The organism is Luteimonas qiangzhengi (assembly GCF_039548515.1).
GTDB lineage: Bacteria > Pseudomonadota > Gammaproteobacteria > Xanthomonadales > Xanthomonadaceae > Luteimonas.
In genome coordinates, this window is record NZ_JBCLVE010000011.1 from 41,099 (window position 1) to 58,135 (window position 17,037).

The following is a 17,037-nucleotide window of genomic DNA, read 5'->3' on the forward strand; positions in this document are numbered from 1 at the left end:
GCCGGACTCATTTGAAGCGGTTATCGATCAGGCGCACCGGCTTCTGCCGGACCTCGATGCCGGTCAGCGCGGCCAGCGACCCCGGCTCCACCAGCACCACTGAGACCTCCACGCCCAGCCGCTGGCGCAGCAGGCTGGAGAACGCCTCCGCCACCGCGGCATCGCCGGTCGGGCAACGTACTTCAACATGCACCGCCAGCTCATCCCGCCCGCCGACGTCACGGCTGGCCATGCAGATGAATTCCCCGGCGAACTCGGACTTCTCTTCCAGGATCGGCGCCATCGCCTGCGGGAACACGTTGATCCCGCGGATCTTGACCATGTTGTCGCTGCGACCGAGGAAGCCCTCGATCCGGCGCAGGTTCAGGCCCAGCGACGACGGCGTGGTCAGCACCCGGGTCACATCGTGGGTGTTGAAGCGGATGATGGGGTAGATGTCCTGCTTGTACAGACAGGTCACCACCATATCGCCGATCTCGCCGTCGGCCACCGGCTGCCCGTCGTCGACGCCGAGCACCTCCACGTACTGGGCGTCTTCCATCAGGTACAGGCCGTCCTGGTCGGGGCCTTGGCCGGCAATCGCGCCGGTGTCGCCAACGCCGTACCAGTCGTACAGCTCCACCCCGCCCCATGCTGCGGAAAGCGTCTCGCGCGATTCGCGGCCCAGGTGACCGCAGATCATGCGGATCGGGATGTCGCGGCCCGGTTCCAGGCCCTGTTCGCGGGCCACGTCGGCGAGCTTCTTGATGTAGTCGGCGAAGCCCACAATCACCGTCGCACCCATGTCGCGCATCAGGTTCACCTGCTGGGCGGAGCGCATCTCGATGCCGGTACCGGCGGAACAGAACAGCGCCTGGGTGAAATGGGTGACTGCCTCGCGCACATAGTGACCGCCGTTGATCATGCCGTGGCCGTACACCGAATGGACCACATCGCCGGGGCGCATGCCCTGCCAGCGATACAGCCGCGCCAGCAGCAGGTTCTGTACTTCACGCGAGTGCGGACTGAACACCAGCGGCTGCGGCCGTCCGGTGGTGCCGGAGGTGGTGTGGAACACCAGCGGCGTGTCACCCGCTTCGGTGCCATCGCGCCAACCGTGGAAGTCGCCCAGCGGCGGATTCGCTTCCACCGAAGCCATGATCTCGTGCTTGCCAAACACCGGCAGCTTGCCGATGTCGGCCAGGCCGTTGATGTCGCCGGCCTCGATTCCGGCCCCACCCCACAGGCGCTGATAAAACGGGATCTGCCAGGCGCGCGCCACGCAGCGCCGGAACATCACATCCTGGCGGGCGAAGAGCTCGTCGCGGCTGAGGCTGCGGAAGCGCTTGGTGAATCCCTCGTCCAGCGGGAACTGTTCCAGCAGCTCGCCGGCATTGAAGGTCTCGAAATAGGTGCGTGTTCGGGTCATGTCGGCTCGATGATCAGCAGGTCGACCAGGTCGCGCACATCGGCGAGCGCTTCCAGCCGGTCGAGGGTGGTAAGAAGGGACTGCCGCCGTTGCGCGTCGAAAGGAAGCGCGGCGTGGTCCAGGCAATGGTTGAATTTGTCCAGCTGTTGCCCGCGGGTGAGCGGACGTGCCGGCGAGCCGATCACGGCATCGCGCGCGGCCTGCAGGATGCGGCCGTCGCGGGTGGTGACCGTCATCGATTGGGGAGCGAGTGCATTGGGGTCCTCACTGCCGTTGGGCACCACCCGCACCCGGCCGGCAAGATCGGCGCGTCGTGGATCGGAAAGGCGTTCGGCGCCATAGGCATCCAACCCCACCCTGCCATCCAGCATCACCGTGGCCAGCAGGTAGGGCAGGCACAGGCGCGCATAGCTCGGCGCCATGTCTTCTTTCCACGGCCGGGCCACCAGGCGGTGCACCAGTGGCGGTGCCTGCAATTCGATTGATTCGATGTCGGCGATGCGCAGTCCTTCGCGATCACGCAGTTCCATCAGCATGTCCTGCCCCGCATGGGCGGCACCACCGGTGGGAAACATCTTGTGGCTGACCTGAAGCAGCTGCGGCTCGCGGGCGGCCAGCTCGGCCAGCGCGGGGCCCGTGTCGTATTCGCCTTCATACAGGGGCAGATAGCCGAAGCGCCCTTCGAGCACATCCATCGGCGGCGGGAAGCCGCGGCGCGCGAGTTCCCAGCTGGTCACCGCCGCGCGCGAGGCCATCGCCACCTGCATGGCCAGGGCCGGCGAGCCTTCCACATGCGCCTGCATCGTGCCCGGAAGCTGGCAATACGCGAGCGATACGGCGCGGTGCAGGGTGCTGGCATCGGCGTCGTACAGCCTGGCGATGCCCGCAGCGGCGCCCAATGCGCCGCACATGGCCGGGCGGAAGAACCGCATCGGTGCCCGGGCGCTGATCCCAAGCAGGGTGGCCACGTCCACGGCCACATTCACTGCGGTGATCAGGGTGCGACCATCCACGGGAGCCTGTTCCTGGTTGGCGCGCGCCTCGGCGGCCGCCACCAGCGCAGGCAGGATCACAGCCATCGGATGCACCACCGCCGGCATGTGCACACAATCAAATTCCTGGCCGTGCACCAGATAGCCGTTGAGCATGGCCGCGCCGGTGGCCGGCAGCCGCTCACCGGTGACCCATGCCCGCGCTGACGTACCCTCACCGAGCGCGAAGGCTGCGTCCCGCACCACCTGGGCCAGTGGCAGCTGTGGTCCGGTCCCTGACATACCGACCGCCAGCGAATCCATGACGAACACCCGGGTGGCATCAATGGCCTGTGCCGACAGGTCTTCGTAACGCAGCGTGGCCGCATGCGCCAACAACGCTTCGGTCAGGCGCATGACGGCACCTGCTCCAGTGCATCGGTCAGGGCGGTCAGCGTGCCGCTTTCAGCCAGGGCCCTCGCCGCGTCGATCACGGCCCGGGCGACATCCGCGGGAACGCCGCCCCACCGGGCCAGTGCCAACGCTTTGTGGACCACATCGTCGGCGGCCATCGGATATTCCGGGTCACCCCAGGCATCGGCGCGTGTGGCAACCAGCTGGCGACCATCGGCGAGGTGCACTTCCACCGTGGCCCCGTAGTGCGCAGGGAACCGTGCACTACACGCGGCATCCTCGCGCAGGACGACGCGTTCGCGCAGCGCCTGCAGCATCGGCTGGTTGAAAGTACCGGGCACGTAGTGCGCGGGTTCCGGGCGGCCCAGGCAGGCGATGGCTGCCAGTGCATGCTGCAGGCTGAAGCGTGCCTCCAGTTCGGTCACAGGGTGCAGGCGGTCGCAGAAGCGCAGCGCCTCGGCGTAGGTGGCCACTTCGATGCGCTCTATCGCATCCGGGGCAAGGGAGCCGCCTGCCAGGGCGTCGCGCAGGGCATCGATCGCCGGATGCGCATGGCGACACGCAGGCCACGGTTTGAGGCTGGTGCCGTGAATCATCCAGTCCTCGCCATCCGCTGCCCTCATGCCCGTGTGCGATGCGTCGGGCGCGGTGGCGGCAAACAGGCCCTGCGGACCTTCAAGGACCTGCCGCGGCCCACGCAGACCCGCCGCGGCCAGGCGCGCGGCCAACCAGCCGCTGCGCGCGGCTTCAGCATTATGGATGGACTTGGTTGGTACCGGCTCATGGCGCATCTGCCACAGGCCGCCGGTGCGGCTGCCGGCGGTGCCCAGCGCGTCGGCCATCGCCCCTGCGTCCAGAGCCAGCACAGAAGCTGCCGCTGCCGCCGCGCCGAACGCGCCTGCGGTCGAGGTTGGATGCCAATAGCGGTAATGCCCGGTGCCCAGCGCCTGTCCTACGCGGATGGTGGCCTCATAGCCCCGGACCACAGCGTCCAGGAAGCACTGCCCGCGGGAGCCCGCGGTCTGCGCCGCCGCCAGTGCCACCGGGATCACCACTGGTCCCGGGTGCAGGATGGCGCTGCGGTGAACATCATCCATTTCCAGCACGTTGCCCAGAGCGGCATTGATCAGGAGCGCGGCTTCCGGCGACCGTCGTCCAACAGTAATGGCAGTCGCATCACCGCCAGCCTCGACCCGCACCACACCGGCCAGCTGTGTACAGAGTGGATTGCGCAGCGCGCCCAGCACGCAGCCCAGCCAGTCGACAACCAGCAGCGCGGCCCGGACGCGGTCCGCATCACCCACCGGCCTGGCCAGCGTTTCGGCCAGCTGTTCGGTCAAACTGGAAACCTGCACAGTCACGCCCTGGATCACCTCTGTCGGGGGAGCAAAGCACCTGTCGAAAGCCACCGGCCCCTTGGGTAGGCCTGGGAGGTGCATCCGACTTTGTCCGGACATATCATAGGGGCAGGGTTCCGCGCTCCGCAAACCTGCAACCCCACCGACGCGCAGCCCATCCTCTCCTGACACAGTATTGCAGCCCGTGCCCCAACGCCTTGACGCCGCCAGCTTTCTCGATCAACTGCGCCCCGGCGTGGAGGTTCATTCACCTGGCTGCGCCGGCCACTCGCTGCTGTTCCAGTCGTGGCTGGAACAGGATCCGGCGCGCAGCGATGGCGTGCGCTACACAGGGGTGCATATTCCTACCGTCAACCGTTTTGATTTCGCCGGACTGCATGCGCGGGCGCGACACCGTGGCATTTTCCTCAGTGCCGAGCTGCGCGCTTCCTGGCTCGAAGGCCGCGTGGACTACCTGCCGATCACCTACTCCAACACGTGGAGCTGGCTGGCGGAAGAGGCGCGGTTCGACGTGGCGCTGGTGCAGGTGTCGCCTCCGGACGAGGCCGGGGAGTGCTCGCTTGGAGTGGCCTGCGACTTCACTCCTGCCGCGTGGCCACGAGCGGCGAAAATCCTCGCCCACGTCAACCCGGCGATGCCGCGCACCAGCGGCCCCACGGTGCCGTGGAAGCGCCTGGATGCCGTGGTCGAACAGGAAACCCCCCTGCTTGAGGTCGCCGATCCGGCGCCCGATCCGACCATGGATGCCGTGGCTGCCCAGGTAGCCGGACTGGTGGACGATGGCGCCACCCTGCAGCTCGGCCTCGGCCGGCTGCAGTCGGCGGTACTGCGGGCGTTGCGGAACCGGCGGAAACTGCGCATCCACAGCGGCATGGTGTCCGATGGACTGCTGGACCTGCTGGACAACGATGCGCTGGCCACGGACCCCGCTGCCGTATTGGCCGGCGTGGCCATCGGTACCCAGGCGCTGTACCAACGGGTGGGCGAGGTGGTGGACTTCCGCCCAGTGGGACACACCCATGACCAGGGCGTCCTGCGGGCCATCCCCCGCCTGATGGCGATCAACAGTGCGCTCTCGGTGGACCTGCTGGGCCAGGTGAACGGCGAGTTCCTCAATGGCTCCCAGGTCAGCGGCGTGGGCGGACTGCCGGACTTCCTGCGCGGCGCGCGCCATTCCCCCGGCGGTCGCGGCATCATCGCCCTGCCCTCCACCACGCCTTCGGGTCGGAGCAGGATCGTTCCACTGCTGCCCGCCGGGCCGATAAGCGTGCCGCGGGTGGACGTTGACTGCATCGTCAGCGAGCATGGCGCGGCCTGGGTGCGTCACCTGGATGTGCACGCCCGGGCCCGCGCAATCATCAACATCGCCGCACCCGAACACCGCGAGGCGCTTGAGCGCGCCTGGCACGAACTTGCGCGCAAGCTTTGAACCATCGCCACACCCGCACCGGGTGCACCACCTGCCCAGGATGGAACCGCCAGTGAACACAAAGGCCCTTGGTCGCAATAAACCCCGATACGTTGAACTGGGCGAGCTGCTGCGCTCGGAAATCGAACGGGGCCAGTACCCGGTCGGAAGCCTGCTTCCGACCGAGCTGGAACTGTGCGAGCGCTTCAACGTCAGCCGCCACACCGCCCGCGCCGCACTGGCGCAGCTGATCTCCGCCGGCCTCGTGCAGCGCCGGCCCGGTGCCGGCACGCGGGTGATCGCCCAGCACGAGGCCATGCGCCACGAGCACGGGATCGACACGGTCGAGGCGCTGATGCAGTACGGCAACACCACGCGGCTCACCGTGCTTGAATCCACCCGCATGACCGCCACCGCGGACATGGCCGCGCAGCTGGAAATCAACACCGGCAGGGATTACGTGTACTCGACGGGCATGCGCCTGGAAGAGCCGGACCGCCAGGCCATCGCATGGAGCGAGATGTACACCCCGGTCCGCGCCGGCGTCCCGGTGGCAGGCCTGCTCGACCTGGGCAGCGCGGCGCGCACGATCGCCAGCTTCCTGGCCCCTGCGCAGCTGTCCCGGGTGGAGCAGGTGTTTGATGCGGCCTCTTTCACCGCCGCACAGGCCAAGGCCCTGGGCGTGAAGCGCAGCGAGCCGGCGATGCGCGTGCTGCGCCGCTACCGCGACGCCAACGGCCGCCTGTTGATGCTGGCCATCAGCCTGCATCCGCCCGGCCGCTTTGCCTACAGCATGGTGCTCTCGCGCAGCGGCTCGCGCTGAAAGCACCGCGCCGCACCGATCAACGCGGCGCGGCGCGGCATCCATTCAGCGCCGGAACAACAGCGCCAGCACCTTGGGCCGAAGCGCCAGCCGCATCATCTGCCGGAATTCAGCAGGGGTGAGGCTGGTCTTGCAGGGCAGCATCCCGGCAACACCATCGAGTACCAGCAGGCCTTCCTCGGCGCGCACATCGTTGATGCGCACATCGAGCTTCATGGCAGGCGTAGCCACTTTCATCGCGACTCCTCCCACGGCTGCAGGCCGGTGATCCCGCGACCGGCAGCACGACCGGAAATCATCGCCTCGGTGAGATAGGACCCGTTCTGGTAGAGATCGGAGAACATCGACCCCAGCTCGCCCGCCTCGTAGAGCCGCGGAATCGGCTGTCCATGGTGATCGAGGACTTCGGATTTGATGTTGCGGCGTGCGCCGCCCCCGGTACAGACGATGACCGGATCGATGCGCCAGGCATAGAACGGCCCCTGGGCAATCGGATACAGGGTGTCGGGATTGCGACCGAAGTCGGCATCCTTACCGTCAGCGCAGGACGCGTTGTAGCGATCCACCGCCGCCCGCAGCTTCTGCGGATCGCGGCCGATCAGCACCGCCAGCTCCTCGATGGTGTCGGCCTTCTGGATCCAGCCCTTCTCCACTTCCACGCTGTTGTCGTCGGACCACTGGTAACCGCGCACCACCGGGTTCCAGCTCATCACCTCGGTCACCAGCTTGTTGTGCTGGCAGGTGATCGCATCAAAGATCATGTGCACGGGCTGGGCACGGTGATGCGGCGTGTCGACCCACTGGCCGTGCTTCTTTTCCTTGTAATGGGTCAGCTGCAGCTCGGCGGTCTCGTTGTAGAAACGCTCGGTATTGGCATCCACCTCGATCCAGCTGAAGCTCTGCCAGAAGAACGTACGCAGGAAACCGTTGACCCACCCCTCCGGCCGGTAACCCGGCCAGATGCCGCCGGACTGGCCCTGGTTGCGCAGGTGCCACAGGTCCGCACCGGCCTTCTGCAGGATCTTGATCCCGTCACCGGTGTTGTGCGGCGTCCCCAGCGGCGCGGGATTGGACAGGCCGAAGTAATTGCGCTGCATGTCGGGATTGGCTTCGAACCCACCCGTGGCCATCACCACGCCGCGGTTGGCGCGGATGTTGATGCGCTCGCCATTGCGGGAAGCCACCACCCCAAACACTTCCAGGCTGTCCGGATCCTGGATCAGGTCCGTCACCGGGGTTTCATAGGCGATCCTGATACGCGGCCGGCGGCGGATGTTCTCCCGGAACGCCAGGTACACGCCGGAAGGAATGGGGAGGATGGTTGCCGTGCAATGCACCGCCTCGCGAGCGCCGAACTCGGGGAACTCAAGCACCGCGTCGCGCTCGGAGAATCCAGTGCCGTGGATGTACTGGGCGCCGGCCTCGGCCGCACGCTCCTGTATCCAGGGCTCCAGGGCCACCATGGCCTCCGACCAGGGCACCAGCATGTCCTCCGGGATCGGGTTGGCCACGCTCATCTTGCGCTGGTATTCGGCCAGTACCTCCGCGTTCTTTGAAATCAGCAGCGACTGGCCGGCAACGCGGGTGTTGCCGCCGGTTTCCGCCTCGTTGGATTTCTCCAGGATCAGGATGCTGATATCCGGGTCAAGGTCATGGGCCTCGATCGCGGCCGACATTGAAGCCAGGCCGAAGCCGGCAATAACCAGGTCATAGCTCTCGTGCCACTGCTTGACCGAAGACAGGCTGGCCATGGTGCAACTCCCATTGCGTGATCAATGTCCGGACATTGGACCCGTCTTGCGGCCATGTCCAACCAATAAGAGTGGTTTTGACAACCTTTGGTTGTACAGCGGTGCTACGCTGCCGCCATGGACCTCCGCCAGCTGCGCTACTTCCTCGCCGTGGTCGAACACGGCAGCTTTACCCGCGGCGCGGCAATGACCGGCCGCACACAGCAGGCCCTCAGCAAGGGCATCCAGGCGCTGGAGCAGCAGCTCGGCGCCCGGCTATTCGAGCGCGGCGCCCGCGAGGCGCGACCTACCGCCGTGGGCCGCCTGCTGCTGGAACACGCCCGATCCGCTGACGAGGCCGTGCGCAGCTTCGAGGAACGCTTGCGCGAACTGCAGACCGGCGAAGAGGGCGAGGTGCGCATCGGAACCGGGCCCACGGGAGCCGGCTCGGTGGTGGCGCCGGCGGTACTGGCGCTGCGCCAGCAATGGCCCCGCATCGGGATCCGGGTCAGCGGCGGCATCCTGCCCGAGCTGCTGCCGGCCCTGCTCGCGCGGGAACTGGATCTGGTGGTGGCCCTGGACACGATGGGTCCACATGATCCGCGCGTGCGCCGCGAGCTGCTGCTGCGCGATGAATACCGGGTACTGGCCGACGCCGGGCATCCGCTCGCCGGTCAGCAGGGCATCACTCCGGCCCGGCTTCTGCGCTACCCGTGGGTACTCGGGCGCCGTCTGGGGGCGGTGGAAACCGGCTTTCGCCAGCGCTTCACCGATGCCGGGCTGGCGCCTCCGCCCGCCCCGGTGGAGTCAGCCTCTCTCGAACTGCTGCGCACCCTGGTCCGCGACGGGCAGTACCTCACCCTGATGCCCTGCCGCCTCCTGCAGGCGGAGCTGGTGGCCGGGGAATGGGTACGGCTGCATGCCCCCGGCTTCTCATGGGAGCGCCCGCTGGCGGTCTATACCCGTGAGGGTGAGCCCCAGGCAGCGCCACTGGCACGCCTGCTTGCCGCCCTGCACCAGGCCGCCGGCGAGGGGTCAGGGCTGCTGCCTTGAGGCCGCCGGCAACATCAGGCGGGATCAGCCAAGCACACCTGGATTCATCAGTCCTTCCGGATCCAGCTGCTGTTTGATCGCATCCAGCATCGCCAGTGCCGCCGGGTCACGCCCTTCCCGGTAGCTGTAGAACTTGCCGATCTGCAGGTTGGCTGCCCCGTTGGCCCGCATGGTCTCGGCGATCCTGTGCTTGATGCGGTCCGCCTCTGCGCGGGCCTCGAGGTTCTCCCCGGGACAGCCGATCCGCTCGCGATGGTCCGCGTCCACGGTGCGCACATGGAAGGCATTGTGCGAGTCAGGCCAGTACACGCAGGGCTCGATCACCGTGGCCTGGGCACCCACGGTACTCATCAGCGTGCCGACGAAGATGCCGTGGCGATCCATGGCCTCGCGCTCCTCGGCAAACAGGGCCTGCAGCGCTTCGAACAGCGCCTGGGCCCGCGAATGGGGAACGAGCGCATGCACCGGCGCCCAGCGCTCGCCCTGCGGGCCCAGCATTGAATTCCACGCGGCAAACGGATTGGCGGCCATCACCTTGGCCACGTTGTTTTCCACTTCCCCACCCAGCCCGGCCAATGCCTTGCGTGCCGCGTCCACCCGCGCGGCCACTTCGGCGGCACTGTCCCCTTCCAGGGTCAGGTGCAGCGAGAACTGCGCGGGATCAAGGAAGTTGCGTCCCTTGGCAGCCACCTTCAGCCCCTGGATCAAGCCCCCTTTGCGGATCACGTTGCCAAGCGTCTTGACGTCGCTGCCCAGGCTGGCCCGGCGCATGCGGATCTGTGAAAGCGCGGGATCAAACGCTGCCGTTTCGGAGGCCAGCCCGGCCCGTGCCAGCGCACCCATGGCCTTGAACAGGCTGCCAGACTCGGGGAACTGCCAGGACAGATAATCAATATGCGAGTGACGCGGCAGCAGCCGCAGCACCGCACGGGTCTTGATTCCCAGATGGCCGCAATCGCCCAGGAACACCCCGGTCAGGTCCGGGCCGTACCAACGGAAGAAGGGGCTGGTGTCCTTTGCCGCGGCCGAGCCGGTGGTCAGGATTTCACCCTGAGCGGTCACCACCTGCAGGCCCAGGACCGCATCGGCCGAGGCCCCATAGCGGGCGGTACCGTGGAAGATCGACCCCTGCGAAAGCGCGCCGCCCACGGTGGCATGCGAACCGGACATCGGGCCGAAATAGGGCGTACGCACGCCCCGTGCCGCGAGTGCCTCATGCAGGACTTTCCACGTGACCCCGGCATCGACCACGACATACGCATCTTCAACATTGATCTCCACCACCTTGTCCATGCGGGTGGTATCCACCAGCACCGACTTCGGGCGGGAAGCCAGGTAGCCCGAGGTATAGCTCATGCCGCCGCCGCGCGGGATCACCGGAATCCCCGCGGAGGTCAGGGCGCCCACCGCAGCCGCCAGCTTTTCCGCCGTGTCTGGCTGGAGCACGGCAAGCAGCGGCTCACCGCGGGCATACACATCGGTGCCGAAGTAATCGAGCTCGGCCGGATCGGTAACGACACCGCCGCCCCACTGGGTGCGCAGCTGGTCGAGGATGGCTGAGGCGTTGGCAGGAGCATTGTCCATCGGTGTTCCTTGCATGGAAATTGTCAGGGTTGTTGCAGCAGTGCAGCCGCACGGCCGCGGTAATCATCCCCGGGGCCGGCCGTGACCCGCAGCGGCACTTGCAGCGCGCGCAGGCGATCGGCCAGTCCGGGGGTCGTCGCGCCCGCCAGCAGCGCCCGCAAGCGGGATCCCAAGCGCAGAAGCTCAACCACGTTGTCGTGGACGAAAGCCGGGTCCGGGGCGTCCACGCGGCGTCTCGCGTCGGCGGCTGGCGGCTGCCATGGCCAGAGCAGATGGCGCTCCCGCTCCCATTGCCACAGATCGCACAGGTGCCCTCCCGCACGGTCGACGGTTCCTGCGGGAAGATTCTCCAGCAGCCATGCCTGCTCATCCGCCTCCAGCAGCCACGGGGCATGCAGAACCACTTCCTGCAGCCGCGCACCAAGGCCTTCGGCGAGGGCCGGCACGTATCCCGCAGCGGCGCCGTGGGCGTGCAGCACCAGCGGCCGCTCCGGTATCACTGAAGCGAGGCAGTCCAGGAGGGCCTCCACCACGGCGTCATGATCGAGCGGACTTCCGGTTTCACTCGAAGCCCCGTGGCCGGGCAGCTCCGGCAGGAGCCAGGCGCCCGCATCATCGATGCGCTCGGGTGTCCACGGCCGCTCCCCGGGGCTGTGCAGCAGGACTTTGAGCACCCCGACCCCGTCACGACGCCACAGCGCGAGTTCACCACTGGGACCCTCCGTGATCGACCGGACCCAGGCAGGCTCCGCGCCGCCATCCACCACGGCAGGGGAGAAGACGCTTCCGGCATCAGCCTCTACGGCCAGCGTTTGCTGCAGCCAGTCATCCATCGCGGCGTGCATGGCCGGAATCCCGCCGAGCTCATCAACCACCCGGACGTTCCCGGGCAGTCCCTGCAACCTGGGCAGATGCGCCCGCAGGGGATCGTCATGGCGATAGACCAGCCAGCTCGGCATCGTCAATCCAGCTAGCCAATGATGGTCATTGTGGCGGAAGGCCGCGGCATAGCCACTGCGGTAATGGTCGCCCACGTCCAGCACGTCGCGAACCGCCTCGTGGCTTTCAAGCGGGGACTGCGGCGCAATGGCCATGGCCGCTTCGGCGCGCCCGTCGTACCAGGGGAAGAAATATTTCTGCTCGCGTACGCGGGCCCACAGCCAGCGCAGATGGGATCCATCCCACGCCGGGACGAACGGCGGCAGATAGGCATCGCCATACATCGCGCTTTCTTCGGGCGTGAACGCGGCATAGCCATCCACCACCAGGGCCGCGATCCGCGACGGCTGGGACCACGCCAGCCAGGTCGCGATCAGTCCACCCGTATGCATGCCGAATACCGCAAAGCGGCCAAGCCCCAGCGCATTCACGAACTCCAGCGTGGCGGCGCCGAAGTCGGCCACCTGAAGATCGCCCTCCGGCAGCGGATCGGAATACCCGAATCCCGGCGTATCCGGCGCGATCACCGTATAGCGGGATGAAAACCGCGCCATCATTTCCAGGCACATCCGTGAGTTCTGCGGCGACTGGTGCAGCAGCAACAGCACCGGCCCGGATCCGGCGCGCCGGTAGTGCACGTGCCGATTCCCGATTCCCACGAAATGCCTGGTGGCCGCCACCGCCATCTGTCGTCCTCGCCATGCTGGGCCATCCAGCACCGGGAAACCTACCTTAATGTCCGGACATTTGCCAAGACCCGTCGCTCCGCGGCGCGTCGACATCCCGCTGAGATCCGCCCGGATAGGATGTTCCGGTTTTCCAGACCGCCCCAACCATACGCCTACGAATTGCTGTACCTGATGGTTCAATAACCGTATGCTTCCGCCGCGCCCGGCCCGCGAGAGCCTCGGCGCGCCGCCACCCACCCCACATCATCCGGTTCTTCCGAGGATCCCATGGCCAATCCCGACGCCAAACGTCCGCCATCCACGCGCAAGCGCATGTTCTGGACGCTGCTGATCACAGTGCTCGTCTTCGGTGGGGTGTTCGCCATCTGGGGCGTGATGCGGATGATGATGAACAACTTCTTCGACGATATGCCGCAGCCGCCAGTGTCGGTGGCCACATTCGACGTCCGTGCCGAACAGTGGAGCGGCAGCCTGGAGGCGGTGGGCACCCTGGTGGCGATCAACGGCACTGATGTGACCACCGAGGCCGGCGGCGTGGTGCAGCGCATCGCGTTCGAGCCAGGCCAGCCGGTCAAGGCCGGCAGCCTGCTGGTGGAACTGACCTCGGACGCGGAACTGGCCACCTTGGAGGCACTGGACGCCTCGGCCAACCTGGCCCGGGTGCAGGCCGAGCGCTGGCGCGCACTGGGCGCAGACCAGCTGGTGTCGCAGGCCGAAGTGGAGGAGCGCACCACCCAGGCCGCCACCGCCCGCGCGCAGGCTGAATCGCAGCGCGCGCTGATCGCGCAGAAGCGCATCCGCGCCCCGTTCGACGGCGTGCTCGGCATCCGCAGGGTGGACCTGGGCGAATACCTGGCCCCCGGCGCACCGATCGTGAGCCTGCAGTCGCTGGATCCGATCTTCCTCGACTTCAGCCTGCCCGAGCAGGAGCTGGCCAACGTGCGCGAGGGCCTGACGGTTCGCGCGCGGTTGGATTCGATCGGCGGGCGCGAGTTCGAAGGCCGAGTGACCGCCATCGAACCGGCGGTGGATCGGGACACCCGCAATTTCAGGGTCCAGGCCACGTTCGAAAATCCGGACCACCTGCTGCGCCCGGGCTCGTTCGCCAAGGTCGAGTTCGAAGTGGGCGACGAGCAGGACGTGGTGGTCATCCCGCAGACCGCCGTGGCCTTCAACCCGTACGGCAACGTGGTGTACGTGGTGATGCCCGGCGAGGGTGACGCGCAAGCCGATGACGCCGAAGGCGACAACCTCATCGCCCGCCAGCGCTTCATCACCACCGGCCCCACCCGCGGCGACATGATCGTGGTCACCCGCGGCCTTGCGCCGGGCGAGACCGTGGTCGACGGCGGCCTGCTGCGCCTGCGCAACGACGCCGCCGTGGTGATCAACAACGAAGTCCAGCCCAGCGCCGACGAATATCCGCAGCCGGCCAACCGCTGATGAAATTCACCGACCTCTTTATCAGGAAGCCCGTGCTGGCGCTGGTCGTCAGCCTGTTCATCCTGCTGCTGGGCATGCGCTCGTACACCGAGCTCAACGTGCGCCAGTACCCGGAGCTGCAGAACGCGGTGGTCACGGTCAGCACCACCTACTTCGGCGCCGACGCCAACCTGATCCAGGGCTTCATCACCACGCCGCTGGAGCGCGAGGTCGCCAGCGCCGAGGGCATCGACTACATCACCTCCACCAGCACCGCGGGCATCAGCATCATCCAGGCCTATATCCGCCTGGACTACGACGCCAACGAGGCGCTGACCCAGATCGCGGCCAAGGTGAACAAGCTGCGCAGCCAGCTGCCGGCCGAGTCGGAAGACCCGGTGATTGATCTGCAGCAGGGCGACCAGATCGCGGCCATGTACCTGTCGTTTTCCAGCGAACACCTGGAGGACAACCAGATCACCGACTACCTGATGCGGGTGGTGGAGCCGCGGCTGGCCACGGTGGCGGGCGTGCAGCGCGCCGAGATCATGGGCACCGGCGCGTTTGCCATGCGGGTGTGGTTGAAACCCGACCGCATGAACGCACTGGGCGTGACCGCCAGCGATGTGCACGGCGCGCTGCAATCCAACAACGTGCTGGCCGCGCTTGGGTCGACGCGCGGGCAGATGGTGTCGGTGGATCTGACCGCACGCACCGACCTGCGCACGCCGGAGGAATTCCGCGAGCTGGTGGTGTACGAATCCGACGGTGCGATCGTGCGCCTGGGTGACATCGCCGATGTCGAGCTCGGCTCGGAAAACTACGACGTCTCGGTGAGCATCAACGGCGAGTCGGCCACCTTCATGGGCATGTTTGTTTCGCCCGATGCCAACTCGCTGGACGTGATCGCCGAAGTGCGCCGCGTGCTGGAAGAAGAAGTTGCCCCGCAGCTGCCCGAAGGCATCGAGGCGCGGGTCGCCTATGACAGCACCGAGGCGATCCAGGACGCGATCAACGAGGTGGTGCGCACGATCATCGAGGCGCTGATCATCGTGATCGTGGTGATCTTCCTGTTCCTGGGGTCGGTGCGCAGCGTGCTGATCCCGACCATCGCGGTGCCGCTGTCGCTGGTGGGCGCGCTGTTTTTGATGCTGCTGATGGGCTTCACCGTCAACCTGCTGACCCTGCTGGCGATGGTGCTGGCGATCGGCATCGTGGTGGACGACGCGATCATCGTGCTGGAGAACATCCACCGCCATATCGAGGACGGGCTGACCCCGACCGAGGCCGCGCTCAAGGGCGCACGCGAATTGGCCTGGCCGGTGGTCGCCATGACCACCACCCTGGTGGCGGTATACCTGCCGATCGGCTTCCAGGGCGGCATGACCGGCGTGCTGTTCACCGAGTTCGCCTTCACCCTCGCCGGCGCGGTGCTGCTGTCGGGCGTGGTGGCGCTGACCCTGTCGCCGATGATGTGCGCGCGCCTGCTCAAGGCCAAGGGCGATGGCAGCAAGGGCCGGCTGGAAGCCTGGCTGGACGCCAAGTTCGACAAGCTCCACACCGGCTACCACCGCAGGCTGCACGGCGCGCTGGATACCAAGGGCGTGATCGCGGTGTTCGGCGCGCTGGTGTTCGTGTCCTGCATTTTCCTCTACGCGATCGCGCCCAAGGAGCCGGCGCCGATGGAGGACGAAGGCTTCATCTTCGGCATCGCCTTCGCCGACGCCCCGGCCACGCTGGACTACATCGAGCGCTATACCGCGGGCATCAACGGTTACGTCGAAGAGATCGACGAGATCAGCGACGTGTTCCTGATCAACGGCGGCATGGGTCCGGGCAGCGGCATGGCCGCGATTGCAGGCTTCATCTTCGAACCCTGGAGCCAGCGCGACCGCTCCACCAACCAGGTGCTGCAGCAGGACCTGCAGCCCAAGCTGGCGGAACTGGCCGGGCTGAACTTCTTTGCCCAGGTGCCGCCTTCACTGCCCGCAGCGGGCGGCGGTGGCGGCGGTGAGTTCATCATCGGAGGCATCGGCTCGTCCGCGCAGCTGAGCGAACTGGCCGAGGCGATCCTTGAGCGCGCCCGGGAAAGCCGGCGCTTCATCTTCCTGGACACCGATCTGAAGATCGACAGCCCGCGCATCGAGGTCGAGGTGGACCGCGACAAAGCGGCGCTGCTGGGCATCGACATGCGCACCCTGGCGGCCGACCTGTCTGCGATGCTGGCCGGCGGCTACGTGAACCGCTTCGCCATGGAGAACCGCTCCTACCGGGTGATCCCGCAGGTGCAGCGCAGCGACCGGCTCAACGCCGCGCAGCTGGAGAACTACTACACCCGCACCCGCAGCGGCGATCTGGTGCCCATGTCCACCCTGGTGACCCTGCGCGACAGCGTGCAGCCACAGAACCTCAACCGTTTCCAGCAGCTCAACGCGGTGGCGATCACCTTCATGCCGCGTCCAGGCGTGTCCAAGGGCGATGCGCTGCGCGTGCTGGAAGAGGCCGCGGCCGAGGTCCTTCCGCAGGGCTACAGCGTGGATTACGCGGGTGAGTCACGCCAGTTCAAGCAGGAAGGCACCGGCATGCTGACCACGCTGATGCTGGCCCTGGTGTTCATTTTCCTGGTGCTGGCGGCGCAGTTTGAAAGCTTCCGCGATGCGCTGATCATGCTGGTCACCGTGCCGATGGCGATCAGCGGCGCGCTGCTGGTGCTCAACCTGCTGGCGGTGGTGGGCGGCGGGCTGCAGTTCGCCGGCATCGAGATGTTCCCCGGCATGAGCATCAACATCTACACCCAGGTGGGCCTGGTGACGCTGGTGGGCGTGATTGCCAAGCACGGCATCCTGATCGTGGAGTTCGCCAACAAGCTGCAGGTCGAGGAAGGCCTCAGCAAGCGCGAGGCGATCGAGCAGGCCGCCGGCATCCGCCTGCGCCCGGTGCTGATGACCACCGCCGCGCTGGTATTCGCGATGATCCCGCTGCTGCTGGCCAACGGCCCGGGCGCCGCTGCCCGCTTCGCCATCGGCATGACCGTGGCCGCCGGCATGACCATCGGCACCGCGTTCACCCTGTTCGTGCTGCCGGCGTTCTACCTGTACCTGGCCCGCGACCACGGCCACGACCGTGACCCCGCCCCCGAACCAGCTCCCCTGTAGGAGCGCGTCATACGCGCGAAGCCGCGTGACGTGTGGCTATGAAACGGGGTTTCGGATCCTGCGTGGCAGCCGAAGCCTCGGCG

General features: G+C 67.1%; 12 protein-coding genes. 5 read left to right on the top strand and 7 right to left on the bottom strand.

What is annotated here, in order from left to right; genetic code table 11:
* Positions 1-7: 7 nt before the first annotated feature.
* The 3 genes from WCE59_RS09795 to WCE59_RS09805 are packed head-to-tail and all read right to left on the bottom strand — an operon-like array spanning position 8 to position 4,154.
* Complete coding sequence (locus WCE59_RS09795; protein ID WP_343258579.1) at positions 8-1,408, bottom strand: phenylacetate--CoA ligase family protein; 1,401 nt, start codon at positions 1,406-1,408, stop codon at positions 8-10.
* On the bottom strand, positions 1,405-2,796 hold the full coding sequence (locus WCE59_RS09800; RefSeq protein ID WP_343258580.1) for an MmgE/PrpD family protein: 1,392 nt from the start codon (positions 2,794-2,796) through the stop codon (positions 1,405-1,407). The genes WCE59_RS09795 and WCE59_RS09800 overlap by 4 nt, the downstream gene beginning before the upstream one ends.
* Positions 2,787-4,154, bottom strand: a complete 1,368-nt coding sequence (locus tag WCE59_RS09805) for an MmgE/PrpD family protein (RefSeq protein ID WP_343258581.1) — start codon at positions 4,152-4,154, stop codon at positions 2,787-2,789. The genes WCE59_RS09800 and WCE59_RS09805 overlap by 10 nt, the downstream gene beginning before the upstream one ends.
* A gap of 181 nt (positions 4,155-4,335) precedes the next feature.
* On the opposite strand from WCE59_RS09805, the gene WCE59_RS09810 reads away from it, so the two are divergent.
* Both WCE59_RS09810 and WCE59_RS09815 read left to right on the top strand, forming a co-directional pair.
* Positions 4,336-5,580: an acetyl-CoA hydrolase/transferase family protein gene (locus WCE59_RS09810; RefSeq protein WP_343258582.1), complete on the top strand. Its 1,245-nt coding sequence runs from the start codon at positions 4,336-4,338 to the stop codon at positions 5,578-5,580.
* A gap of 52 nt (positions 5,581-5,632) precedes the next feature.
* Complete coding sequence (locus WCE59_RS09815) at positions 5,633-6,382, top strand: GntR family transcriptional regulator (RefSeq protein ID WP_343258583.1); 750 nt, start codon at positions 5,633-5,635, stop codon at positions 6,380-6,382.
* A gap of 45 nt (positions 6,383-6,427) precedes the next feature.
* On the opposite strand, the gene WCE59_RS09820 is transcribed toward WCE59_RS09815, so the two are convergent.
* Both WCE59_RS09820 and WCE59_RS09825 read right to left on the bottom strand, forming a co-directional pair.
* The gene (locus WCE59_RS09820; protein ID WP_343258584.1) at positions 6,428-6,619 is read right to left on the bottom strand and encodes a hypothetical protein; all 192 of its coding nucleotides are present in this window, start codon (positions 6,617-6,619) and stop codon (positions 6,428-6,430) included.
* Complete coding sequence (locus tag WCE59_RS09825) at positions 6,616-8,133, bottom strand: FAD-dependent oxidoreductase (RefSeq protein ID WP_343258585.1); 1,518 nt, start codon at positions 8,131-8,133, stop codon at positions 6,616-6,618. The genes WCE59_RS09820 and WCE59_RS09825 overlap by 4 nt, the downstream gene beginning before the upstream one ends.
* Before the next feature lie 117 nt (positions 8,134-8,250).
* Here WCE59_RS09825 and WCE59_RS09830 point away from each other — a divergent pair, with 117 nt between their 5' ends.
* Positions 8,251-9,165, top strand: a complete 915-nt coding sequence (locus WCE59_RS09830; protein ID WP_343258586.1) for a LysR family transcriptional regulator — start codon at positions 8,251-8,253, stop codon at positions 9,163-9,165.
* Between the two features lie 24 nt (positions 9,166-9,189).
* Here the strand turns inward: WCE59_RS09830 and WCE59_RS09835 are convergent, their stop codons facing one another.
* Together WCE59_RS09835 and WCE59_RS09840 are read right to left on the bottom strand one after the other, a co-directional pair.
* The gene (locus WCE59_RS09835; protein WP_343258587.1) at positions 9,190-10,749 is read right to left on the bottom strand and encodes an FAD-binding oxidoreductase; all 1,560 of its coding nucleotides are present in this window, start codon (positions 10,747-10,749) and stop codon (positions 9,190-9,192) included.
* A gap of 23 nt (positions 10,750-10,772) precedes the next feature.
* Positions 10,773-12,557 (bottom strand): alpha/beta hydrolase, encoded by a 1,785-nt coding sequence (locus WCE59_RS09840; protein WP_343258588.1) that lies wholly within the window; start codon positions 12,555-12,557, stop codon positions 10,773-10,775.
* Positions 12,558-12,644: 87 nt separating this feature from the next.
* Here WCE59_RS09840 and WCE59_RS09845 point away from each other — a divergent pair, with 87 nt between their 5' ends.
* Both WCE59_RS09845 and WCE59_RS09850 read left to right on the top strand, forming a co-directional pair.
* On the top strand, positions 12,645-13,820 hold the full coding sequence (locus tag WCE59_RS09845) for an efflux RND transporter periplasmic adaptor subunit (RefSeq protein ID WP_343258589.1): 1,176 nt from the start codon (positions 12,645-12,647) through the stop codon (positions 13,818-13,820).
* Positions 13,820-16,954 carry an efflux RND transporter permease subunit gene (locus WCE59_RS09850; RefSeq protein WP_343258590.1) on the top strand — a complete coding sequence of 1,045 codons (3,135 nt, stop codon included), beginning with the start codon at positions 13,820-13,822 and terminating at the stop codon, positions 16,952-16,954. Before WCE59_RS09845 ends, WCE59_RS09850 begins: the two co-directional genes overlap by 1 nt.
* The last annotated feature ends 83 nt before the right edge of the window (positions 16,955-17,037 follow it).